This window comes from Rhizobium oryzicola (genome assembly GCF_030504645.1).
Lineage (GTDB): Bacteria > Pseudomonadota > Alphaproteobacteria > Rhizobiales > Rhizobiaceae > Neorhizobium > Neorhizobium oryzicola.
Genome location: NZ_JAUKWQ010000008.1, coordinates 109,821 through 129,304, shown reverse-complemented (window position 1 = coordinate 129,304; position 19,484 = coordinate 109,821). Strand labels below are relative to the sequence as shown.

Here is a 19,484-nt window from a genome sequence, read left to right as displayed (position 1 = left end):
GCAATGCTTCAGCATTGTTCCGCAGCTGTTCAAGGGAAGTTCAATGGCAGTTTTGACGATTAAAGTTGCGGATGAGACGCTGTCGGAAATCGACGCTTTGGCAAGACGTCTCGATCGACCTCAATCGGAAATCATCGAGCTTGCGATTACCGATCTGGCTGAACGCGAAAACCGGGATCTGGCTGAGATCGAAGCGGGTCTTGCGGACGCACAACGGGATGACTTCGCCAGTGACGAGGAGGTATCGCTTGTCTTGGCCAAATACGCTCCATCACGAATTTGACGGTGGTCAAATTGTCCGTTCGATGGACGCGCCGTGCGCTCCGGCGCATTGATGAGATAGGCGCTTATGTTGCCGATGATAATCCTTCTGCTGCTGCGAGAGTCGTTTCCAGACTGATCGCGGTTGGCGAGGGACTTGCAAATCATCCTTTCAGAGGTCGCATCGGTCGCGTGGAGCAAACCCGCGAACTGGTTGTCCACGGCCTGCCTTACGTTATCGTCTACACATTGGAGCAAGATCACATCGCTGTGGTGACTGTTCTTCACACGTCCAGGAAATGGCCGCGGAAATTTTAATAGTCCCTATAACTTATGGACAACGCCTCATGTCTCGCTTACCAAGCGTTGCGGTCAGGTGCGGCCATCATGGGCCGCGTGCGGAGATGTGATCATGGTCATGAGGGACGTTCAACCCGGTCAACGCAATGAGGCAGGTATTGCTGCCGTCAAGGCGGAGCTTGCAGCGGCGCTAGGGGCAAAGTTCCAGACGGGCCAGTCCTTCCGCGAGCAGCATGCCCATACGACCACCTATCTGCCGAGCCAGCTTCCCGATGCCGTCGTGTTTGCCGAAACAGTCGAGGATGTGAAGGCTGTGGTGAAGGCCTGCGCTGCCCACAAGGTTCCGGTCATTCCCTTCGGTGCCGGGTCTTCGCTGGAAGGGCAATTGAACGCACCGAGCGGCGGCATTTCTCTCGATATGACCCGCATGGAAAAGGTCTTGCGCGTCTCTGCTGAAGATCTTGACGTAACCGTAGAGCCGGGCGTCACCCGAGAAGCCCTGAACACATATCTGCGCGATACCGGCCTGTTCTTCCCGATCGATCCGGGCGCGAACGCCTCCATCGGCGGCATGACGTCGACGCGTGCTTCCGGCACCAATGCCGTGCGCTACGGCACGATGAAGGACAATGTGCTGTCGCTCACGGTCGTGACGGCCAACGGCGAGGAAATCTCCACCGGCACGCGGGCGCGCAAATCCTCCGCCGGTTACGACCTGACGCGGCTATTCGTCGGTGCCGAGGGCACGCTCGGCGTCATCACCTCGATCACGCTGAAGCTGCAAGGCATTCCGGAAAAGATCGGTGGTGGCGTCTGCGGTTTCCCCACCGTCAAGGCTGCTTGCGATGCTGTCATCATGACAATCCAGATGGGCATTCCGGTTGCCCGAATCGAACTTCTGGATGCCATGCAGATCAAGGCCTGCAACGCCTATTCCGGCCTGACGCTTAAGGAGCAGCCGACGCTGTTTCTGGAATTCCACGGTACGGAAGAAACTGTGCCGCTGCAGTCCGAACAGTTCTCCATGATCGCCCAGGAATGTGGCGGCGAGGAGTTTCACTGGACGGCCAATGCCGAAGAGCGCGCCGCACTGTGGAAGGCGCGGCATAACGCTTATTGGGCTGGCCGCGCACTCGCTCCGTCGCTCAACGGTTTCTCGACCGATGTCTGCGTGCCGATTTCCAAGCTTGCCGATTGCGTGGCCGAAACCCAGGCCGATATCGAGCAAAACGGGCTTCTGGCGCCGATCGTCGGCCATGCGGGGGATGGCAACTTTCACGTTTTGCTGCTGTTCAACGACAAGGACCCCGCCGACATTGAACGCGTCGAAGGGTTTGTGCAGCGATTGAACCGCCGGGCCATTGCCATGGGCGGCACCTGTACCGGCGAACACGGTATCGGCCAGGGCAAGATGAGCTTCCTGGAAGAGGAGGCGGGGCCTGCGCTGGCCCTGATGCGCACGATCAAGCAGTCGCTCGACCCGGACAATATCTTCAATCCGGGCAAGATCTTGCGACCGGCACGGTAAAACGCGCATTTGCGTCTTGGCCCGGTCGCATGGGGTGGATAGACTGCGCGTTCTGTAAAGGGAGAGTAAAGACCAGTGCTTGGACGCATATTTCTGTTCCTGGGCGGCCTCGTGGTCGTGGCACTGTTTACGGCGCTGCTGGCGCCGTTCTTTGTTGACTGGAGCAGTTTCCGCACGGAATTTGAATCGCAGGCCAGCCGTATCCTGGGCAAGAAGGTCACGGTGCATGGCACAGTCGATGCGCGTCTTCTGCCCTTTCCTTCTGTGACCATGCATGATGTGCGTGTTGGCCAGGATCTGGATGGTACGCCACTCGTCCAGGTGGCGCAGTTCTCGATGGACATGGAGCTTGCGCCGTTTCTCTCCGGGGAGGCGCGCATCATCGACATGCGCATCGACCGGCCCAAGGCACGCATTCGCCTGCTGAAAGATGGCCGGCTTGACTGGATGCGCGGCAGCCGCCCGGAAATTCCCGCCCGCACCGTCGTACTCGAGGGCGTTCATGTCTCGAATGCCGAGATCGATTTCATTGATGACGGCAGTGGCCGGACGCGCCGCCTGACATCGCTGACAGCCGAAATGTCGGCCAGTTCTCTGGCAGGCCCCTGGCGCGCGGAAGGCAATGCGACGCTGGATGGCTATGAGGGCAAGTTTACATTCTCCAGCGGCGAACCGGATTACAATGCCGGTACCATGCCGCTTCGCATGAAGATCTGGCCGGATATCCAGCCGATCGAAGTGCAACTGGATGGCGCTCTTGCCGTTACGGAAGGGCGTCCTGGCTATCAGGGCGCGTTCAACCTGCTGTTCACGGAAGAGCCGGCCGGCAAGGTGCAGCCTGCAACGGCCCAGAACCCTGGCCAGAAGCCGCCAGCCCCTCCGCGCGTCAAGGGCAAGTTCGAGCTCACCAACGACCGCATCCGCATTCCCGATTATCGCGTCGAACTGGGTGTGACTGACGACCCCTATGTGATCACGGGCGAGGCGACGCTGGACACGGGCGACAAGCCCGAATTCCTGCTGACGGCAGACGGCCAGCAGGTGGATGTGAACCGGCTGACGGACCAGATGGTGAACGGCAAGACCGGTCGTGACCCGCGTCTCTCCGCCCATCGCCGTCTGAACGCATTGATCGAACTGGCCGCACGCGTACCGGTGCCGCAAGTGCCCGGGCGGGCGACGCTTCGGCTGCCGGCGGTCGTCGTTCAGGGCACGACGATCCGCGATGTGCGCCTCAACCTTCGCCCCGCCAAGCAGGGCTGGGCGGTGGACAATGCGGTCGCGATCCTGCCCGGTCGCACGCAGGTGGAAGCGCAGGGCATGCTGCGCCTCACCGGCGCACCCTCCTTTATCGGCAAGATGCTGCTTGCGTCCAATCAACCCTCCGGCCTCGCCGACTGGCTGTCCGGCCAGATCGATCCGGCCATCCGCCAGCTGAAGGCGGCGGGGTTTTCGGCAAGCGTTAATCTCACGCCGGAGATCCAGCGATTCGAACAGCTGGAGCTCGCCATCGGCCCCGCAACGCTGAAGGGGCGTGTGGAACGGCAGTCTCCGCCGGAACGCACGCCAAACCTCACGCTCGACCTTGCCGGAAACGAGATCGATATCGATGCGCTGCGGGCGCTGGCATCGCTGCTGACGGGAGATGATGCCGGTCAGGATGTGCTGGATCATCGGTTGGCCGCTCATCTCAAGGCTGATCGCCTGACCGCATTCGGTATTGCAGCCAAGGATGTCGATACGGTTCTGTCGCTTGGCAATGGCGCCATGTCTGTCGACAGGCTGACAGTCGGCGATCTCGCCGGCGCGCGCATCACCGCGAAGGGCAAGGCGGAAGGCTCCATCCTCTCCTACACCGGCAACGGTTCGGTGACGTTCAGCGCGGCGGATCCTTCGGCTTTCTTCGCGATGCTGCGAGATAACCTGCCGCGCCACCCGGCGCTCGACCGCCTTGTGCGCAATGCCGAGTGGTACAAGAACAGTCAGCTTTCTGCCTCCATTTCGCTGGGCGATTGGGTCAGCGCAAGCATTGGCGGCATGTCGAACGGCAGCCAGGTGGCAGCTCAGGTGCAGCTTTCGAACCTGTTTGATCTCACGCAGGATGTCGGCATCGAAGCCAATGCCACGCTGCAAAACCCGGAGGCCGCACCCGTGCTGGGACAACTCGGTCTCGATCCGCTGCCGATCGGCGGGGAGGGGGCTGCCAAGGCGACGGTGAAGCTCTCCCGCAATGGTACAAAGCCGGCGCAGGCGGAGATTGCCTATGAAAATGCCGGCACCCAACTGACCGCCAAGGGCGAGATCGCGCTCGATGGACCCAAGTTCGGGGAGGGGCAGGGCGACGTCAGTCTGAAGAGCAATGATCTGGAGCCGACGCTTGCCATGCTTGGCGCGCATTTGCCGGAATTCGGCGCGGGCCTTCCGGTGGAACTGGAGGCGCATCTTTCTCTTGCCGAGAACAGGCTGGGGCTTGGGCAGCTGTCAGGGAATGTGGCCGGAAACCGGTTGCAGGGCGATGTCACAATTGATCGCGGCCTGGCGACGACAGCCGTCAGCGGTTCCCTTGCAATTGGCTCGATTGATCTCGGCTGGCTGGCGGAGGCCGTCTATGGCCCGCTGACCGATCCGGCCACCGGCGCATGGACGGAAACGGATTTTGCCAAGCCCATTCTCTCGGCCACGGATTTCTCGCTGGATCTGAAGGCGGATAGCTTCCACGCGCCCTCGCTGCCGGCTGTCTCTCGCTTTACGGCGCGTCTTGCCACGAAGTCCGGCGGCATCGCGCTTGAGAATGCTGGTGGTGATTGGCTGGGCGGCAAGGTTTCCGGGCGCGCGGCGATGTCGAATGGTGGTGGCGTCGGTCTCTTCCAGACGCGTCTGACTATCGAGAATGCGGATCTTGCCAGCCTTGTCTGGCACAGTGCCGCGGGGCCTGTTGCACAGGGGCGCGTGAGCGGGGATCTGGTTGCGGAGGCGACGGCCAAGACCGTTGCCGGCCTGATCGATGCAGCCAGCGGCTCGGGCACCATGAAGCTTTCCGGTCTTGTGCTGCCGCGTGTCAATCAAAGCCTGTTGCCCGGTCTGCTGGCAGATGCCGACGGGCTCCAGGGTGACGTGACCGAAGCCAAGGTGCTGCCGCTCGTGGCGCGTCGCATCCATGACGGGGCGATCAATCTGGGCGATGTGGACGTGCCGTTCACCATCACCGGCGGGCGGCTGCGCGCCCAGAACATCGCCGCTCGTTCCGGGGAAACCACCGTCTCCGGCAATCTCGATTGGCGGCTGCGACCCGACACGCTTACGGGCAGTGTCGAACTTGGATATGCCGCAGGCCCGGAAGCCATTGCAGGCGGGGATCCCAGCATACGGCTGGTTTATAATGGTGACATTGCCCAGCCTTCTGAAGCGCTCGACATTTCGTCCATGACGAATTTCCTCTCGCTTCGCGCTTCGGAACAGCAGCGCCGCCGCGTGGAAACGCTACAGGCGAGCGTGTTGGAGAAGCAGCGGCTGCGCCGGGAGGTGGCACTCTATACCTTCCGCCAGAACGAGCGGCGGGTTGCGAAAGAGCGGGCGGATGCGGAGGAGCGGGCGCGGCAGGCCGAGCAGATCCGCCTCCAGGCGGAGAACGAGCGACGCCAGCGTGAACAGCAACAGCGGGACCAGCAACAGCCGACGCTGACCGTTCCACCGACGGGCGATCTTTTCCGCAATGGCGCAGGCTTCCCCGGCAATCAGTCGAATTGACCATGCGTCGATGGCATGATCAGGTGGCTGATATTTCGCCCTTCAGCCAATGCAACACATAAACCCGCAAGGCCGAGGAGAGATTGCTCTCGGCTTCGCGGGTGTCGTCGATTTCGGCGATGAGGGCGGCCATGCTGATGTTGCGGCTGGCGGCAATGGAGCGCAGCTCCTGCCAGAAGGCATCCTCCAGCGAAAAGCTGGTACGGTGGCCGTGAAGCGTGGCGGAATGCTTGCGGATCATTTTGCCGCTCGGCTGTTGATCGGAATTTAAGACGGAGATTCCGAAACTCCGTTCAACGCATTGTCCGAACTTGGATTATTCGTCTTCTGTTGTTTGCCCGGACTTATCCAGGCGGCCCTGATCGAGTGCGCGTTCCGCCTTCTCATTCAGGGCCTTTGTCAGGTTCTTTTCACTTTTTGTGCGGCCGAAGGAGATGCGGTTCTGCTCCGCCTGCTTCTCCTTCTCGGATCGCGCCTTGACCTTACGGAACTGGCGCAGATTGACGACGTCGCCGCTCATGAGACCGCTCGCCGCTCAGTGCTTCTTGCGGAAGGAATCAAGCGAGACGACGGAGCCCGGCTTCTTTTCTTCGGAAGAATTTTCTTCCTCTGTCTCAGCCGGCTTGGAGACGGCTTCAACCGGGTAGGCGGTGATCTCCGCGGAGCTTTCGTCCTCTTCCGCCAGCGGCACTTCGAATTCGAGTTCGAAGTTGACGGCGGGGTCGTAAAAGCCGCGGATCGCGTTGAAGGGAATGACCAGCTTTTCCGGTGTGTCGGAGAAGGACAGGCCAACCTCGAAATGGGTTTCGGTCACCTTCAGATCCCAGAACTGATGCTGGATAACGATGGTCATCTGCTCGGCATATTTGCTCTTCAGGTGCTGCGAAATGCGCACACCCGGCGCGCCGGTCAGAAACGTGATGAAGAAGTGGTGATCACCCGGCAAACGGCCCGTGGCCGCCACCTCCGACAGAACCTTACGAATGACGCCGCGAAGGGCATCCTGTGCCAGAATGTCGTAACGGATGTGATCCTGCCCCATAGGTGCTTTCTTCCAATCAATTTCGTTTCTGTAGCGATACGCGCCATTGCCACTTTATAAGTCACGGGACAGCGGCAAGGAAGCCCCGGATTTACAAGTTGCGCCATCATAGCGGATTTAGAGTAAGTCGAGAAGGTGAAGGCTTCTGTTGCCAGGTGCCTTCGGACCCCGCCTCAAGGGGCTAACCAAGAGGACTTAGAGCGGAATTCCCGCACCGCCATTAGGCAGCGAGAGCGTATTCCTTAGCGTTGTTGTCGTTTGCAACTACACTTGTGACCCGATAACGGCGGTATCATGCCGAGCAAAAGTTCGATCTTTACACCCTTGTCGATCCTATTTCGCCCCCATCAGAAAAAGGCCTCGCGTGAGGTCCGCCTTTTTCTGGTGGAGGCGCCGGGTACCGCCCCCGGGTCCAATAGGTTTATTCCACCGACCGTTTATTGCCATAGCCGGAGCAAGCCCCGGCAAGGTTCATATAAGTCTTTCTCGGGCCAATGAAAAGGGGTGCGCGTCATCATCGGCACTGATTGGCAAAACCGAGATAGTCGCGTCCATCCTGATTGTAATATTTGACCGTATAGCCGACATGGCCGCGGTCATCCATGCGGACCTGGCAACGAACGCCCCAGCGCGAATCCCTGCACCAGTTGACGATGAAGCACTGTCCCTGGGCCACTTGCGCAATGACCGGGCTCGACATGTCGACGGCGCGGCGAATGTTCAGGTCATAGGCGGCGCGCACCTGTGCCGGGTATCGGGATGGCGGCCGCATGTCCGAGGGCTCGGCACAGCGCCCCGTATCGGCACGCAGATAGCAGTTCTCCTGCCGATCGCCTTCCCAGGGCGGCGTAAAACCTCCTGCCACGGGTGGCGGGTTGTCCCAGCGACGCCCCACCCGTTGACCATCCATGGGGCGCGCCGTGAACAGGCTTCCGTCGGCGGCACGACCGGCAAGATTGCCGCGTGAGGGTTCCAGCGTGGCAAGTTGCCTGCCCATTCCTTCCAATGTCACGCCTTGATCGTCTGCGTTCCAGCTGTTCACGAAAGCGAGTTGCCCAAGGCAGCCTTCCGTCGAGGCGCGCAGCTTGCCCATCATGCTATCCGCCGAAAGCCGCAGGACACAGCGTCCCATCATGCCGCCCGTATCGATGCTCCAGGCACCGACATAATCATTCGCGAAATTCTGCGCCAAGGCGGGCAGGGCGGTTGAAAGTACAAGCACAAGAGCGGCAGCCGGCCGGCGGAGATGTGGCAGCATTTCTGATTCCTGACGCGCTGAGATGGATCTCCTTTGTGGTCCGCGGAGGGGCCATTTGTCGAGCGGCAGTGATGTCCAAAACTTGCAGGCAATTCAGAAAGCGGTTTCGCCGCGAAGCACAGTTTGTACCGCGCCGCCAATCCAGGTTTCCGCGCCCTCGCGACGCACGTAAAGCCTGGCCGCACGGCCAACCATGGTGCCTTGTGCCGCAACGTACTGGTCCGGGGCATGGCCGGCCTGCATGAGCCACAATGCAAGCCCGCCGTTCAGGCTGCCGGTGGCGGAATCCTCGAAGCCTGCGGCAGTAAAGGCCCGAACCTCGAATTCGCAGTCACCTTCCGCGCTCGGTGCGACGACGCCCACCCTCATGCCCTTCAGGATCGAGAAGTCCGGCTTGATCGCCAGCACCTCTGCGCTGGAAGCAAGCAGCAGACCCATCCAGCCTGGTCCATTGTCGACCCAGGCGGCGTCCACCAAGGAGGCAGGCGCAAGGCCGATGCCGTCAAGGGCCCTTTGCAGCACCGCCTCTTCCACCGGTCCGGAGCGGGCAAGCGGTGGCGTTGCAAAGGCAAGCCGCTCCGCCTCGCGCCGAACAGTGATCAGACCGGCACCGCATTCCTGCACGATGTCGTCGCCCTTGGGTTTGCCGCCCGCTTCCAGCCAGGCATGGCAGGAGCCAATGGTCGGATGACCCGCAAAGGGCAGTTCCTGCAGGGGTGTGAAGATGCGCACGCGGTAATCCGCACCTGACACGGTCGGTTTCAGTAGAAAGGTCGTTTCGCTGAGGTTCGTCCAGCGTGCGAAGCTTGCCATCTGCTCGGTGGAAAGATCGTCGGCGTCATGCACGACGGCAAGCGCATTGCCCTTGGTGGCGGTGGAGGAAAAACAATCGACCTGTCTGAAGGCATGCGCCATGGGGGGTTCCTTGGTAGTACCCGAAAGATGTTGCGGTGTTCTAGGCGGAAAGAGGACACATCGGAAGCGGGATTGCGCATGGGGTCGTCCTTGCTTGGGGATGGTCGGATTGAGCCCTGTCACTGAGGTCCGCGCGCCCCTATAATGCGCTCAACAAGAATCGGTGGCTTCCCATGAAACAGTATCTCGACCTTCTTCGGCATGTGATGGAGACCGGCACGGATCGCGGTGACCGGACGGGCACTGGCACGCGGTCGGTGTTCGGCTATCAGATGCGGTTCGATCTGGCCGATGGTTTTCCGGTGCTGACGACGAAGAAGCTGCATCTGCGCTCCATCATCCATGAGCTGTTGTGGTTCCTGAAGGGCGATACCAATATTGCCTACCTGAAGGAAAACGGTGTCGGTATCTGGGATGAGTGGGCGGACGAGAACGGCAATCTCGGCCCGGTCTATGGCTATCAGTGGCGATCCTGGCCGACGCCCGAGGGTGGCCATGTGGACCAGATCGCCAAGCTGATTGACGGCATCAAGCGCAATCCGAATTCCCGCCGACATATCGTATCTGCCTGGAACCCGGCGCAGGTGGATGAGATGGCGCTGCCGCCCTGCCATTGCCTGTTTCAGTTCTATGTTTCGGGGGATCGCCTGTCCTGCCAGCTCTACCAGCGGTCGGGCGATATCTTCCTCGGCGTGCCATTCAACATTGCGTCCTACGCGCTGCTGACGCTGATGGTGGCACAGGTGACCGGCTACAAGCCCGGTGAGTTCATCCATACGCTGGGGGATGCGCATATCTATTCGAACCATTTCGAGCAGGCGCGTTTGCAGATGCAGCGCACGCCGAAGCCCTTACCGACCATGGAGATCAATCCTGACGTGACCGATATCTTCGGCTTCCGTTTCGAGGACTTCAATCTCGTCGGTTACGAGGCGGACGCGCATATCAAGGCGCCGGTCGCGGTATGACTGGCGAGGCAAAGCCCCAAGTGCCGATCGTGCTGATCGCCGCCGTTTCATCGAACGGCGTAATCGGCCGCGATGGCGACATGCCCTGGAAGCTTTCGACCGACCTCAAGCGTTTCAAGGCCATGACCATGGGCAAGCCATTGGTGATGGGCCGCAAGACGCTCGACAGCTTCGGCGGACGCACCTTGCCGGGGCGGCCGCATATTGTCGTGACGCGGCAAAAGGCTCTGAACGTTCAGGCTGTGGAATGTGCTGCATCGCTCGATGAGGCGATTGCGCGCGCGCGTCAACTGGCCAATGAAAGCGGTGCGTCTGAAGTGGCCGTGATCGGCGGCGGCGAGATCTATGCCCAGGCGATCGAACGTGCGGATATCCTCTACATTACCCATGTGGAGGCTGAGATCGAAGGGGGCGATACCTTCTTCCCCGTGATCGATGCTGGCCTCTTCGAAAAGACGGAAGAGACCGCTGTTCCGGCCGGTGAAAAGGACACTTATCCGACCCGATTTACGGTTTATAGACGTCGTTCTGCGGCAAACTGAAACATTTCGTTACCAAACACCGCGAAGTGAGACGCGCCCGCGTTGAAAGCGCGCCTGCGCATACCTATAACGGCTGTGCCCGGAACGCGACAACGCGCGAGGTTCGGGGGGAGTGACACGAACAAAGAGGTTTTGATGCCCTGGAGCAATCAGAATGGCGGCGGTCCCTGGGGGGGCGGCGGCGGCAATAACCAAGGGCCATGGGGCCAGGGGCCGAACCGTCCTCGTGGCGGCGGCGGTGGCAATGGTGGCGGAAACGGCGGTCCGCCGGATCTGGATGACATTATTCGCCGCAGCCAGGAGCGCCTGCGCAACGTGGTGCCCGGCGGTTTCAATGGCGGCGCCTTTGCCGTCGTTCTCCTGATCGTTCTTGCATTTTTTGCCGTTGAATCCATTTACACGGTGCAGCCGGATGAACGCGGTGTGGAACTGCGCTTCGGCAAGCCCAAGGAAGAGATTTCCGGTCCCGGCCTGCATTTCCATTTCTGGCCGCTGGAGACCGTCGAGATCGTCAAGGTTACCGAGCAGCAGCAGAATATCGGCTCGCTCAACAATCCCTCTTCGGCCGCTGGCCTGATGCTGTCTGGCGATCAGAACATCGTCAATGTGCAGTTCTCGGTGCTTTACACGGTTACCGATCCGCGCGCCTATCTGTTCAATCTGGAAGCGCCCGGTGCCACCCTGCAGCAGGTGGCTGAAAGCGCGATGCGCGAAGTGGTTGGCCGCCGTCCGGCGCAGGACGTGTTCCGCAACAACCGCGAACAGATTTCCACCGAAGTGCGCGACATCATCCAGGGCACTATGGATGCCTATGGCTCCGGCATTTCCATCAATGCCGTGCCGATCGAGGATGCGGCACCCCCGCGTGAAGTGGCTGATGCCTTTGAAGAAGTGCAGCGCGCCGAACAGGACGAAGACCGCTTCGTCGAGGAAGCCAACCAGTATGCCAACCAGAAGCTTGGTCAGGCACGCGGTCAAGCCGCTCAGGTTCGCGAAGAAGCATCTGCCTACAAGGATCGCGTGATCAACGAGGCGACCGGTGAAGCACAGCGTTTCGTGTCGATCTACAACGCCTACAAGCAGGCGCCGGAAGTGACCCGCGAGCGCATCTATATCGAAACCATGGAGAATGTTCTGAAGAACTCCAACAAGATCATTCTGGATGAAAAGCAGGGTGCCGTTCCATACCTGCCATTGAATGACCTCATTCGCTCCAATTCGGCGCAGGGCCAGAACCAGGGGGCACGTCAATGAACCCCAGTCGCTTACCTGCTTTCCTCATCGGTCTCGGTGTGCTGTTCTTCCTGGTCTATTCCTCCGTGTTCGTGGTCAACGAACGGGAACAGGCCATCGTCGTACGCTTCGGTAATATCCGTGACGTGAAGTCCGATCCTGGCATCTATTTCAAGCTGCCGTTCTCCTTCATGGATGCCGACCGCGTGCAGTTCATCGAAGACCGCTCGCTGCGTTTCGACCTCGACAATATCCGCGTTCAGGTGCGCGGCGGTGCCTTCTATGAAGTCGATGCCTTCGTGGTCTATCGCATTTCCGATCCGCGTCGCTTCCGCGAAACCGTTTCCGGTGATCGCGATGCAGCCGAAGCCCGCCTGCGCACACGTCTCGATTCGGCGCTTCGCCGGGTTTACGGTCTGCGCAACTTCACCTCTGCTTTGTCTGACGAACGTTCGTCGATGATGCAGGAAGTGCGCTCTGACCTGCAGGGTGCGGCAGAAAGCCTTGGCCTCAACATCAAGGATGTTCGCATCCGCCGCACGGACCTGACGCGCGAAGTCTCGCAGCAGACCTATCAGCGCATGAAGGCCGAGCGTCTGGCCGAGGCTGAACTGATCCGCGCCCGCGGTAACGAAGAAGGCCAGCGCCGCCGCGCGATCGCCGACCGCCAGGTGGTCGAGATCGTGTCCGAGGCGCAGCGCGATTCGGAAATTATCCGAGGCGAGGGCGATGCCCAACGCAACCGCCTGTTTGCGGAAGCCTTCCAGCGTGATCCCGGCTTCTTCGAGTTCTATCGCTCGATGCGTGCCTATGTGGGGGCGTTGGGCGACAAGGGTACGACCATGGTACTGAGCCCGGATTCGCAGTTCTTCCGGTTCTTCAACCAGTCGAACGCGCCGCAGCCCGGCGCTCCGGCGCTGGCTGCGCCGACGGCGCCTGGGACGTCCGGCAATCCCTGATGAATAAGGACAAGGGCGGTTTTCGGACCGCCCTTTCTCTTTAGATGTCGTCCGTACGCGGCTTTGCTGTGAACATCCATCGCCTCACGAAAAAGGCGATTCCCTGCGTCTTCATTCCGCCTTATGGTTTTGGCTTGATGCGGATATAGCGACAACGAGGATGCCTGATGGTGAATTTCACGCGCTCGCCTTTAAGACACTCGATTGCTGCGGTAATGGCCGCTGCCATGATCGGCAATCTTTCCGCTACTGTCGCCTTCGCGCAGGTCTCGCCCGCCATTCAGCCAACGCTGCCGAACCGCACGGCTGCAGCCATGGCAGGCCCCGCGTCCGTCGCGGATCTCGCCGAAGGGCTGCTGGATGCGGTCGTCAATATCTCGACCTCGCAGAGCGTCAAGAACGAGGGCGCCGGTCCGCAACCGGTCGTGCCGGAGCAGGGCTCTCCCTTCCAGGAATTCTTCAACGATTTCTTCGACAAGCAGGGCAAGGACCAGGGTAACCGCAAGGTCAATTCGCTGGGTTCGGGCTTCGTCATCGACCCGTCGGGTTATGTCGTGACCAACAACCACGTCATCGAGGGTGCTGATGATATCGAGGTCATCTTCCCGAACGGAAACAAGCTGAAGGCGAAGCTGGTCGGCACCGATACGAAGACCGACCTTTCCGTGCTGAAGGTTGAGTCGAAAACGCCGCTGAAGGCGGTCAAGTTCGGCGATTCCAAGCAGATGCGCATCGGCGACTGGGTCATGGCGATCGGCAACCCGTTCGGCCTGGGCGGCTCTGTCACCATCGGTATCATCTCGGCGCGCGGGCGCAACATCAATGCTGGCCCTTACGACAACTTCATCCAGACGGATGCAGCGATCAACAAGGGCAATTCCGGTGGTCCTCTTTTCAACATGAAGGGCGAGGTGATCGGCATCAATACGGCGATCATTTCGCCGAGCGGCGGCTCGATCGGCATCGGCTTTGCCGTGCCGACAGAGCTTGCACAGAACGTGGTGCAGCAGCTGATCGATTTTGGCGAGACGCGCCGCGGCTGGCTCGGCGTGCGCATCCAGCCTGTCACGGATGACGTGGCGGAAAGCCTCGGCATGGATAGTGCGCGTGGTGCGCTGGTGTCCGGTGTCGTGAAAGGCGGTCCTGTCGACAATGGTGTGATCAAATCGGGTGACGTGATCCTCTCCTTCGATGGCAAGCCGGTGAAGGAAATGCGGGATCTGCCGCTCGCCGTTGCCGAAAGCCCGGTCGGCAAGGCTGTCGACGTGGTGATCATGCGCAATGGCAAGCAGCAGACGGTGAAGGTGACGCTCGGCCGGCTGGAAGACAATGCCGAGGCGGAAGACGAGGACAAGGATACCTACAAGGACAAGTCCACGGAGCAGGGCGCCAAGCCACCGGCGGACAAGAAGGACCCGCAAAAGCAGGTCAATGCGGAAGATCCCGCAAAACTGTTCGGTATGACCGTGTCGATGCTGACGCCGGAACGGCACAAGAGCTTTGGCATCGCCGATGCGGTTGAGGGTGTTGTCGTCACGGAAGTGACAGCCGGTTCACCCGCTGCTGAAAAGGGGCTGAAGGTGGGCGATGTGATTGTCGAGATCGCTCAGGATTTCGTCGCCACGCCGGGTGATGTCACCGACCGCATCAAGGAACTGAAGAGCGAAGGCCGCCGCAATGCGCATATGATGATTGCGGGTTCAAACGGTGAGTTGCGCTTCGTGGCGCTGCCGCTGGAGTGAGGTGGTGCCAACCGCAAGCGCTACGTGAGTTCAAGACCCCTCCCCAACCCCTCCCCACAAAAGGGGGAGGGACTTAACCCGCAGCACTGTCCCTGCTCAGATGTGGCGAAGGCGTGGCCGCGGGTCTTCTCCCCCCTTGTGGGGGAGATGGCGGCAGCCAGAGGGGGAATGAAGCTAGGTGACGACTTCACGTGGTACTCGACCACGCTCCAGATATTGCTCCTTCGTGATCGCGTAGCTCACATGGCGCTGCAGATGCGGATGCGTGTCCGGCACGCGCGGATGATTGAAGTCGAGATCCGGCCGCCTGATCATGCCGATACGCTGCATGACGGCGGTGGAACGCTGGTTCTCTTCCACCGCGAAGGAGACGATCCAGCCGAGCCCGATGGTGCGGAAGCCATAGTCGAGCAGTCCCTCGGCCGCTTCGGTGATATAGCCATGGCCCCAGTAGCGGGTCGCAAGCCGCCAGCCGATCTCGATCGTGCCTTCGGGGAAGATGCCGGGCATATTGGCAGGCGAAATGCCGCAAAAGCCCATGGGCTCCTCTGTTTCCTTCAGTTCCACGGCGAAGAAGCCCAGCATCTGGTCCGCGATCAGCGAGTTGACGCGGGTCAGTAGTTCGTCGGCTTCTTCATGGGAACGGCGGAAGGGGAAGAACTCCATCACCTTCGGATCGGCGTTGATCTCCCGAAACAGGTCGCGATCGCTGTCGATCCAGCTGCGCAGGCGTAGCCGCTTGGTCTCCAGAATGATGCGAGGCTCGGTCAAGCTCATTGGGGGACAACGAAATCCGTCTTGCGATAGCCCTGGATATAGAGGAGGGCGGTCAGATCGCCATGGTCGATGCGCATTTTCGCCTGGGCGGCCACAGTCGGCTTGGCATGCAGCGCGACACCGGAGCCTGCCAGCCCCAGCATGCCGAGGTCGTTGGCGCCATCGCCGACCGCGATCGCTTCATCAGGCGAAATGCCGAGTTCGGCGGAAATCTCGTTCAGCGCATCCACCTTGGCCTGCTTGCCGAGAATCGGTTCCGCAACTTCGCCGGTCAGCACGCCGTCCTCTTCCAGCAGGATGTTGGCACGGTTGACGTGGAAGCCTAGCATGTCGGCGATGCGGCTGGTGAAGACCGTGAAGCCGCCGGACACGAGCGCGGTGTGGTGGCCGCGGGCGCGCATGGTGGCGAGCAGCTCCAACCCGCCCGAGGTTAAAGTGATGCGCTTTTCGATGACTTCATCTACGACCGAAATTGGTAATCCCTTCAGCAGTGCAACGCGCTCGCGCAGGGCCGGCTCGAAGGCGATCTCGCCATTCATAGCGCGGGCGGTGATCGTCGCCACCTTGTCCTTCAGACCCACCACATCCGCCAGTTCGTCAATGCATTCCTGGCCGATCATAGTGGAGTCCATATCGGCGATCAGAAGCTTCTTGCGTCGCGTCTCGGCATTCTGAACCACCACATCGATGGGGGCCGAGCCGATGACGGCGCGAAGGGCGGCTTCCACGTTTGCTGCGTCCGCATCATCCTTAAGCGCCAGATCGCAGGCAATGCCATCCGCCAGCCAGTAGAGACCGGAGGCCTTGACGGCGTCTGCGGCCTGTTCTCCAAGCTTCGATGTCAGGATGGGGTTTGACGGATGGGCAATGAGCGTGGCAACGAGAGCCATGATGAAAGACCTTGAACCAAATGGCGGGGCCATCCTGATAACCGGACCGACGGCCAGCGGCAAGTCGGCGCTGGCGCTGTCGCTCGCAAAGCAGCATGGCGGCGTAGTGATCAATGCCGACAGCATGCAGGTCTATGATACGCTGCGCGTGCTGACGGCGCGTCCCGCAGACGAAGAGATGGAAGGCATTCCCCACCTGCTTTACGGGCATGTGCCGGCGGGAGAGCTTTATTCTACCGGTGACTGGCTTCGTTCGGTACAGCAGCTTCTGCCGGAGATCAGGCACGAAAGCCGCCTGCCGGTGTTCGTCGGCGGCACGGGGCTTTACTTCAAGGCGCTGACAGGCGGGCTGTCGGAGATGCCGGCGATCCCGACAGATCTGCGGGAGAGCTTGCGGGCACGTCTGATTGCGGAAGGGGCCGAGCCGCTTCACCAGGAGCTCAGCCGTCTCGACCCTGTTGTTGCGGCGCGTCTGGCGGTCAGTGATGGTCAGCGCATCGTGCGGGCGCTGGAGGTGGTTCTCACAACGGGGCGTTCGATTGCGGAATTTCAGGCGGCAACGGGCCCCGTCATCATCGATCTCGCGACGGCTCGCAAGATCGTTGTGCTGCCGGAGCGTAAGGTGCTGCACGACCGGATCAATCGCCGTTTCGAGATCATGCTGGAGACGGGCGCAGTGGAAGAGGTGGAGGCGCTTTTGAAGCTTCATCTGCCAGCGGATGCCACCTCTATGAAGGCCATTGGCGTTGCCGAGATCGCAGCCATGCTGAGGGGCGAGATGTCGCGCGATCAGGTGATTGAGCGCGGCTCGGCGCTCACGCGGCAATATGCCAAGCGCCAGATGACCTGGTTTCGCAACCAGATGGATGACAGCTGGGAACGGTTCGATCCGTTGGGGATCGCTGGTCAGTCCTTGTCGTAAAGGCTGGAAAGCGGCCGCTTCAGCAGGCTCTCGCGCAAGGACCCTTCACGTCGCGGCAAGGGTTGCCGTTCGCGTAAGGGATCATCCGTGGACCCGAAACGGCTGTCCGCTGCGGGAAGCTCGCGGCGAATGATGCGTGCCTCCGCGGTAGCCGGCTCGGGGTTTCTGCCAGGCAGCATATCGGGCCGATAGGGCTCTAACGAGGCCGATGATCGTGGCGGCGGTGGCGCGGCAGGCGAGGGCGCGCGCGGCTCCTCCCGCACAAGCTCCTCGCGCCAGCGATCCACCTCGGCACTGCTGGCCGGCACATCCATGCCAGGCTCGGTACGCGTTTCCCGTCCCGGATAGCTCTGCTCGAACGAGCGCTGGAAGTTTGAAATGTCGGGCGTGGTCACCGCGCGCATGCGCTGGACGACCATGCGCAGATCGACATTGTCAGGCGATTGCTCAGAGCCCTTTTCACTGACGCCGTTTGCCTTTGGCAGCATATTCTCTGAAACGCGGCTGAAGCGCATGCGCATGGGCACGGTGATTGCCTCGCCGAAGGCGATCGCCTCTCCATTGCCGATGGAAGACAGGAAGCTGGTTGTGGAAATGGACGAGTTCGGAATGGCGGAGCGGATGATCTCCTGGTCGCGATCATTGGCAAGACGCATGGCAAACACGGTCGAGCATTGAGAAAGGATGGTCTGGTCCAGTTCGCCGGGACGCTGCGTGATCACGCCGAGCGAGACGCCGTATTTTCGACCTTCCTTGGCGATGCGGGCAATCGCCTGACGCGTCGGGAAGAAGCCGAGGTCGCGATCGGCCGGAACGTAGCGGTGCGCTTCCTCGCACACCACAAGCATATGGATCGCGCCTTCGCTCCAGAGTGCCAGTTCGAAGGACATGCGGCAAAGGATGGAGGCAACTGAGTTCACGACTTCCGAAGGAATGCCCGCCAACTGGAAGGTACAGATCGGGCGGTCGTCGCCCGGAATGCGAAAGATATGCGCAATGGTCTCCATGATCGTGTCATTGATCGTGTTGTTGGAGAACATGAAATGGTAGCGCGGATCGTTAATCGCCGATTGCACGCGCATCTTGACGGAACGCAGGAAGGGTTTCTCGCCGCGCCCTTCCAGGCGACCGATGCGCTCGTCGATCAGCGCAAGTAGATCCGCCATGCGATAGGGCACCGGCGTATCGGCTGTGACGGAACTCTTCTCCGTGCTGCGGCGCATCAGCGACGTGTCGCCGCCGCGAAAGGCGCGTTTGGCTTCAGGAATCAGGTCGCGCAGGATATCCAGTTCTTCGGCAACGGGCGGACGCCCGCGAAACACCACTTCTGCGAACTCGTCCAACCGCATCAACCAGAAGGGCAGGTCGAGCGTTTCGGTATCGATGACGACCGCCTTTTCGGGGAACGCTGCTGCAAATTCGTTATGCGGGTCGAGGATCAGGACGCGCAGCTTCGGGTCGGACTCGATGGCCTTGTGCAGCAGCAGGGAAACCGCTGTCGACTTTCCCACGCCCGTCGAGCCGACGATGGCGAAATGCTTCGACAGCATGGAGGGAATGTGGATGCTGGCCTCGATCGATTCATCCTGGGTCAGCCTTCCGATGACACAGGTATCGGAATTGCGGCTTTCATAGATCCGGCGAAGGTCTGCTGCGCGGATGCGGTGGGCTATGGCGCCGAGATAGGGATAGCGGGAGATGCCGCCAGAGAATTCTTCGCGTCCGTCAGGTCCGACGCGGACTTCACCCATCAGTTCCACTTCGACACGGAACTCGTTGTCTCGGCCTTCGCCCCATTCCGTGCCACCGGTCGACATGGCATAAGTCAGGGCTACCACGCGGTTGGAGCCAACGCTGATGGAAATCAGTCGGCCGACCGACCAGAGCTCTGTCAGCTCTGTGGAACCGCCTTCTGCAAGTGCTGCAATCGTTGCCCGCGAACCGTTGCAAGAAACGACCCGGCCCAGCATGCGGTTGCCGGGATGCATGGTATCACGCCGTTCCCGCTCGGCTGCCGACATCAGCTGTTCGCGCTCGTGATCACTCAAGTGATTGGCCTCTTCATGCGGCGGGTTGTGGCGTGACCTGCGCCCAAACTTGAGAAATAGTCACACTTTTGGACCTTAAGCGCCCATTCTTAACAAGTGGTTTCCGGTTGCATTTCTTCCAAGTGCCTGTTTTTCAAGCTTATCATTGTCCTTCTTGGTCTTTTCTTGCGCAGCTGCGTTGACGCGGCGCAATTTTGTGGCTAACAGTCTGCCTCATGAAGATTTCAAACGCACTTATCGTGGTGGGACGGCGCATGGGCAGGATGGTGTAACCATCCGGCATTAGCCACCCATGCGCTAACCGAAGGCTCCCTCAAGGGGCCTTTTTTTATGCCTTCAATCAGGCCCCGGG

Annotated in this window: 18 protein-coding genes and 1 other RNA gene; 10 read left to right on the top strand and 9 right to left on the bottom strand. The window is 60.6% G+C overall.

Translation table 11 applies throughout. From position 1 onward, the window contains the following. The first annotated feature begins 43 nt into the window (after nucleotides 1–43). From Q2T52_RS20470 to Q2T52_RS20455, 4 genes are all read left to right on the top strand, one after another. Nucleotides 44–283 carry a CopG family ribbon-helix-helix protein gene (locus Q2T52_RS20470; protein WP_302078703.1) on the top strand — a complete coding sequence of 80 codons (240 nt, stop codon included), beginning with the start codon at nucleotides 44–46 and terminating at the stop codon, nucleotides 281–283. 2 nt (nucleotides 284–285) lie between these two features. Then, nucleotides 286–579 carry a type II toxin-antitoxin system RelE/ParE family toxin gene (locus Q2T52_RS20465; protein WP_302078702.1) on the top strand — a complete coding sequence of 98 codons (294 nt, stop codon included), beginning with the start codon at nucleotides 286–288 and terminating at the stop codon, nucleotides 577–579. A gap of 94 nt (nucleotides 580–673) precedes the next feature. Beyond that, nucleotides 674–2,089: an FAD-binding oxidoreductase gene (locus Q2T52_RS20460; RefSeq protein ID WP_302078701.1), complete on the top strand. Its 1,416-nt coding sequence runs from the start codon at nucleotides 674–676 to the stop codon at nucleotides 2,087–2,089. A 75-nt stretch (nucleotides 2,090–2,164) separates the two neighbouring features. Then, nucleotides 2,165–5,836: an AsmA family protein gene (locus tag Q2T52_RS20455; RefSeq protein WP_302078700.1), complete on the top strand. Its 3,672-nt coding sequence runs from the start codon at nucleotides 2,165–2,167 to the stop codon at nucleotides 5,834–5,836. 19 nt (nucleotides 5,837–5,855) lie between these two features. Here the strand turns inward: Q2T52_RS20455 and Q2T52_RS20450 are convergent, their stop codons facing one another. From Q2T52_RS20450 to Q2T52_RS20425, 6 genes are all read right to left on the bottom strand, one after another. Continuing rightward, a complete protein-coding gene (locus Q2T52_RS20450) occupies nucleotides 5,856–6,077 on the bottom strand; it encodes a ribbon-helix-helix domain-containing protein (protein WP_302078699.1) in 222 nt (73 codons plus the stop codon). 75 nt (nucleotides 6,078–6,152) lie between these two features. Then, on the bottom strand, nucleotides 6,153–6,356 hold the full coding sequence (locus tag Q2T52_RS20445; protein ID WP_302078698.1) for a DUF4169 family protein: 204 nt from the start codon (nucleotides 6,354–6,356) through the stop codon (nucleotides 6,153–6,155). A 15-nt stretch (nucleotides 6,357–6,371) separates the two neighbouring features. After that, nucleotides 6,372–6,878 (bottom strand): SspB family protein, encoded by a 507-nt coding sequence (locus Q2T52_RS20440; protein WP_302078697.1) that lies wholly within the window; start codon nucleotides 6,876–6,878, stop codon nucleotides 6,372–6,374. 134 nt (nucleotides 6,879–7,012) lie between these two features. After that, nucleotides 7,013–7,383, bottom strand: a transfer-messenger RNA (tmRNA) gene (gene ssrA, locus Q2T52_RS20435). 9 nt (nucleotides 7,384–7,392) lie between these two features. Then, nucleotides 7,393–8,136: an AprI/Inh family metalloprotease inhibitor gene (locus tag Q2T52_RS20430; protein ID WP_302078696.1), complete on the bottom strand. Its 744-nt coding sequence runs from the start codon at nucleotides 8,134–8,136 to the stop codon at nucleotides 7,393–7,395. A gap of 93 nt (nucleotides 8,137–8,229) precedes the next feature. Continuing rightward, nucleotides 8,230–9,051 (bottom strand): PhzF family phenazine biosynthesis protein, encoded by an 822-nt coding sequence (locus Q2T52_RS20425; RefSeq protein WP_302078695.1) that lies wholly within the window; start codon nucleotides 9,049–9,051, stop codon nucleotides 8,230–8,232. 173 nt (nucleotides 9,052–9,224) lie between these two features. Here Q2T52_RS20425 and Q2T52_RS20420 point away from each other — a divergent pair, with 173 nt between their 5' ends. The 5 genes from Q2T52_RS20420 to Q2T52_RS20400 all read left to right on the top strand — a co-directional run bounded on the left by Q2T52_RS20420 (nucleotide 9,225) and on the right by Q2T52_RS20400 (nucleotide 14,495). After that, nucleotides 9,225–10,019 (top strand): thymidylate synthase, encoded by a 795-nt coding sequence (locus Q2T52_RS20420; protein ID WP_302078694.1) that lies wholly within the window; start codon nucleotides 9,225–9,227, stop codon nucleotides 10,017–10,019. Continuing rightward, nucleotides 10,016–10,561 carry a dihydrofolate reductase gene (locus tag Q2T52_RS20415; RefSeq protein ID WP_302078693.1) on the top strand — a complete coding sequence of 182 codons (546 nt, stop codon included), beginning with the start codon at nucleotides 10,016–10,018 and terminating at the stop codon, nucleotides 10,559–10,561. Before Q2T52_RS20420 ends, Q2T52_RS20415 begins: the two co-directional genes overlap by 4 nt. 135 nt (nucleotides 10,562–10,696) lie before the next feature. Continuing rightward, nucleotides 10,697–11,815, top strand: a complete 1,119-nt coding sequence (gene hflK, locus Q2T52_RS20410) for an FtsH protease activity modulator HflK (protein ID WP_302078692.1) — start codon at nucleotides 10,697–10,699, stop codon at nucleotides 11,813–11,815. Then, a complete protein-coding gene (hflC, locus tag Q2T52_RS20405) occupies nucleotides 11,812–12,753 on the top strand; it encodes a protease modulator HflC (RefSeq protein WP_302078691.1) in 942 nt (313 codons plus the stop codon). The genes hflK and hflC overlap by 4 nt, the downstream gene beginning before the upstream one ends. A 167-nt stretch (nucleotides 12,754–12,920) precedes the next feature. Next, nucleotides 12,921–14,495, top strand: coding sequence for a DegQ family serine endoprotease (locus Q2T52_RS20400; protein ID WP_302078690.1), 1,575 nt, complete (start codon nucleotides 12,921–12,923; stop codon nucleotides 14,493–14,495). Nucleotides 14,496–14,669: 174 nt separating this feature from the next. Here the strand turns inward: Q2T52_RS20400 and Q2T52_RS20395 are convergent, their stop codons facing one another. After that, nucleotides 14,670–15,272, bottom strand: a complete 603-nt coding sequence (locus tag Q2T52_RS20395; protein WP_302078689.1) for a GNAT family N-acetyltransferase — start codon at nucleotides 15,270–15,272, stop codon at nucleotides 14,670–14,672. Further along, nucleotides 15,269–16,162 (bottom strand): phosphoserine phosphatase SerB, encoded by an 894-nt coding sequence (serB, locus tag Q2T52_RS20390; protein ID WP_302078688.1) that lies wholly within the window; start codon nucleotides 16,160–16,162, stop codon nucleotides 15,269–15,271. Before serB ends, Q2T52_RS20395 begins: the two co-directional genes overlap by 4 nt. On the opposite strand from serB, the gene miaA reads away from it, so the two are divergent. After that, nucleotides 16,161–17,084 (top strand): tRNA (adenosine(37)-N6)-dimethylallyltransferase MiaA, encoded by a 924-nt coding sequence (gene miaA / locus Q2T52_RS20385; protein WP_302078687.1) that lies wholly within the window; start codon nucleotides 16,161–16,163, stop codon nucleotides 17,082–17,084. The genes serB and miaA overlap by 2 nt on opposite strands. Here miaA and Q2T52_RS20380 read toward each other — a convergent pair. Further along, complete coding sequence (locus Q2T52_RS20380; protein WP_302078762.1) at nucleotides 17,069–19,105, bottom strand: ATP-binding protein; 2,037 nt, start codon at nucleotides 19,103–19,105, stop codon at nucleotides 17,069–17,071. The genes miaA and Q2T52_RS20380 overlap by 16 nt on opposite strands. Nucleotides 19,106–19,484: the final 379 nt, after the last annotated feature.

Bases quoted from the DNA above. Each gene is read 5' to 3' on its own strand.
- Q2T52_RS20470 (WP_302078703.1), top strand. From the start codon at position 44: ATGGCAGTTTTGACGATTAAAGTTGCGGATGAGACGCTGTCGGAAATC.
- Q2T52_RS20460 (WP_302078701.1), top strand. From the start codon at position 674: ATGGTCATGAGGGACGTTCAACCCGGTCAACGCAATGAGGCAGGTATT.
- Q2T52_RS20450 (WP_302078699.1), bottom strand. From the start codon at position 6,077: ATGATCCGCAAGCATTCCGCCACGCTTCACGGCCACCGTACCAGCTTT.
- Q2T52_RS20445 (WP_302078698.1), bottom strand. From the start codon at position 6,356: ATGAGCGGCGACGTCGTCAATCTGCGCCAGTTCCGTAAGGTCAAGGCG.
- Q2T52_RS20440 (WP_302078697.1), bottom strand. From the start codon at position 6,878: ATGGGGCAGGATCACATCCGTTACGACATTCTGGCACAGGATGCCCTT.
- Q2T52_RS20430 (WP_302078696.1), bottom strand. From the start codon at position 8,136: ATGCTGCCACATCTCCGCCGGCCGGCTGCCGCTCTTGTGCTTGTACTT.
- Q2T52_RS20425 (WP_302078695.1), bottom strand. From the start codon at position 9,051: ATGGCGCATGCCTTCAGACAGGTCGATTGTTTTTCCTCCACCGCCACC.
- Q2T52_RS20420 (WP_302078694.1), top strand. From the start codon at position 9,225: ATGAAACAGTATCTCGACCTTCTTCGGCATGTGATGGAGACCGGCACG.
- Q2T52_RS20415 (WP_302078693.1), top strand. From the start codon at position 10,016: ATGACTGGCGAGGCAAAGCCCCAAGTGCCGATCGTGCTGATCGCCGCC.
- hflK (WP_302078692.1), top strand. From the start codon at position 10,697: ATGCCCTGGAGCAATCAGAATGGCGGCGGTCCCTGGGGGGGCGGCGGC.
- hflC (WP_302078691.1), top strand. From the start codon at position 11,812: ATGAACCCCAGTCGCTTACCTGCTTTCCTCATCGGTCTCGGTGTGCTG.
- Q2T52_RS20400 (WP_302078690.1), top strand. From the start codon at position 12,921: ATGGTGAATTTCACGCGCTCGCCTTTAAGACACTCGATTGCTGCGGTA.
- Q2T52_RS20395 (WP_302078689.1), bottom strand. From the start codon at position 15,272: ATGAGCTTGACCGAGCCTCGCATCATTCTGGAGACCAAGCGGCTACGC.
- miaA (WP_302078687.1), top strand. From the start codon at position 16,161: ATGATGAAAGACCTTGAACCAAATGGCGGGGCCATCCTGATAACCGGA.
- serB (WP_302078688.1), bottom strand. From the start codon at position 16,162: ATGGCTCTCGTTGCCACGCTCATTGCCCATCCGTCAAACCCCATCCTG.
- Q2T52_RS20380 (WP_302078762.1), bottom strand. From the start codon at position 19,105: ATGTCGGCAGCCGAGCGGGAACGGCGTGATACCATGCATCCCGGCAAC.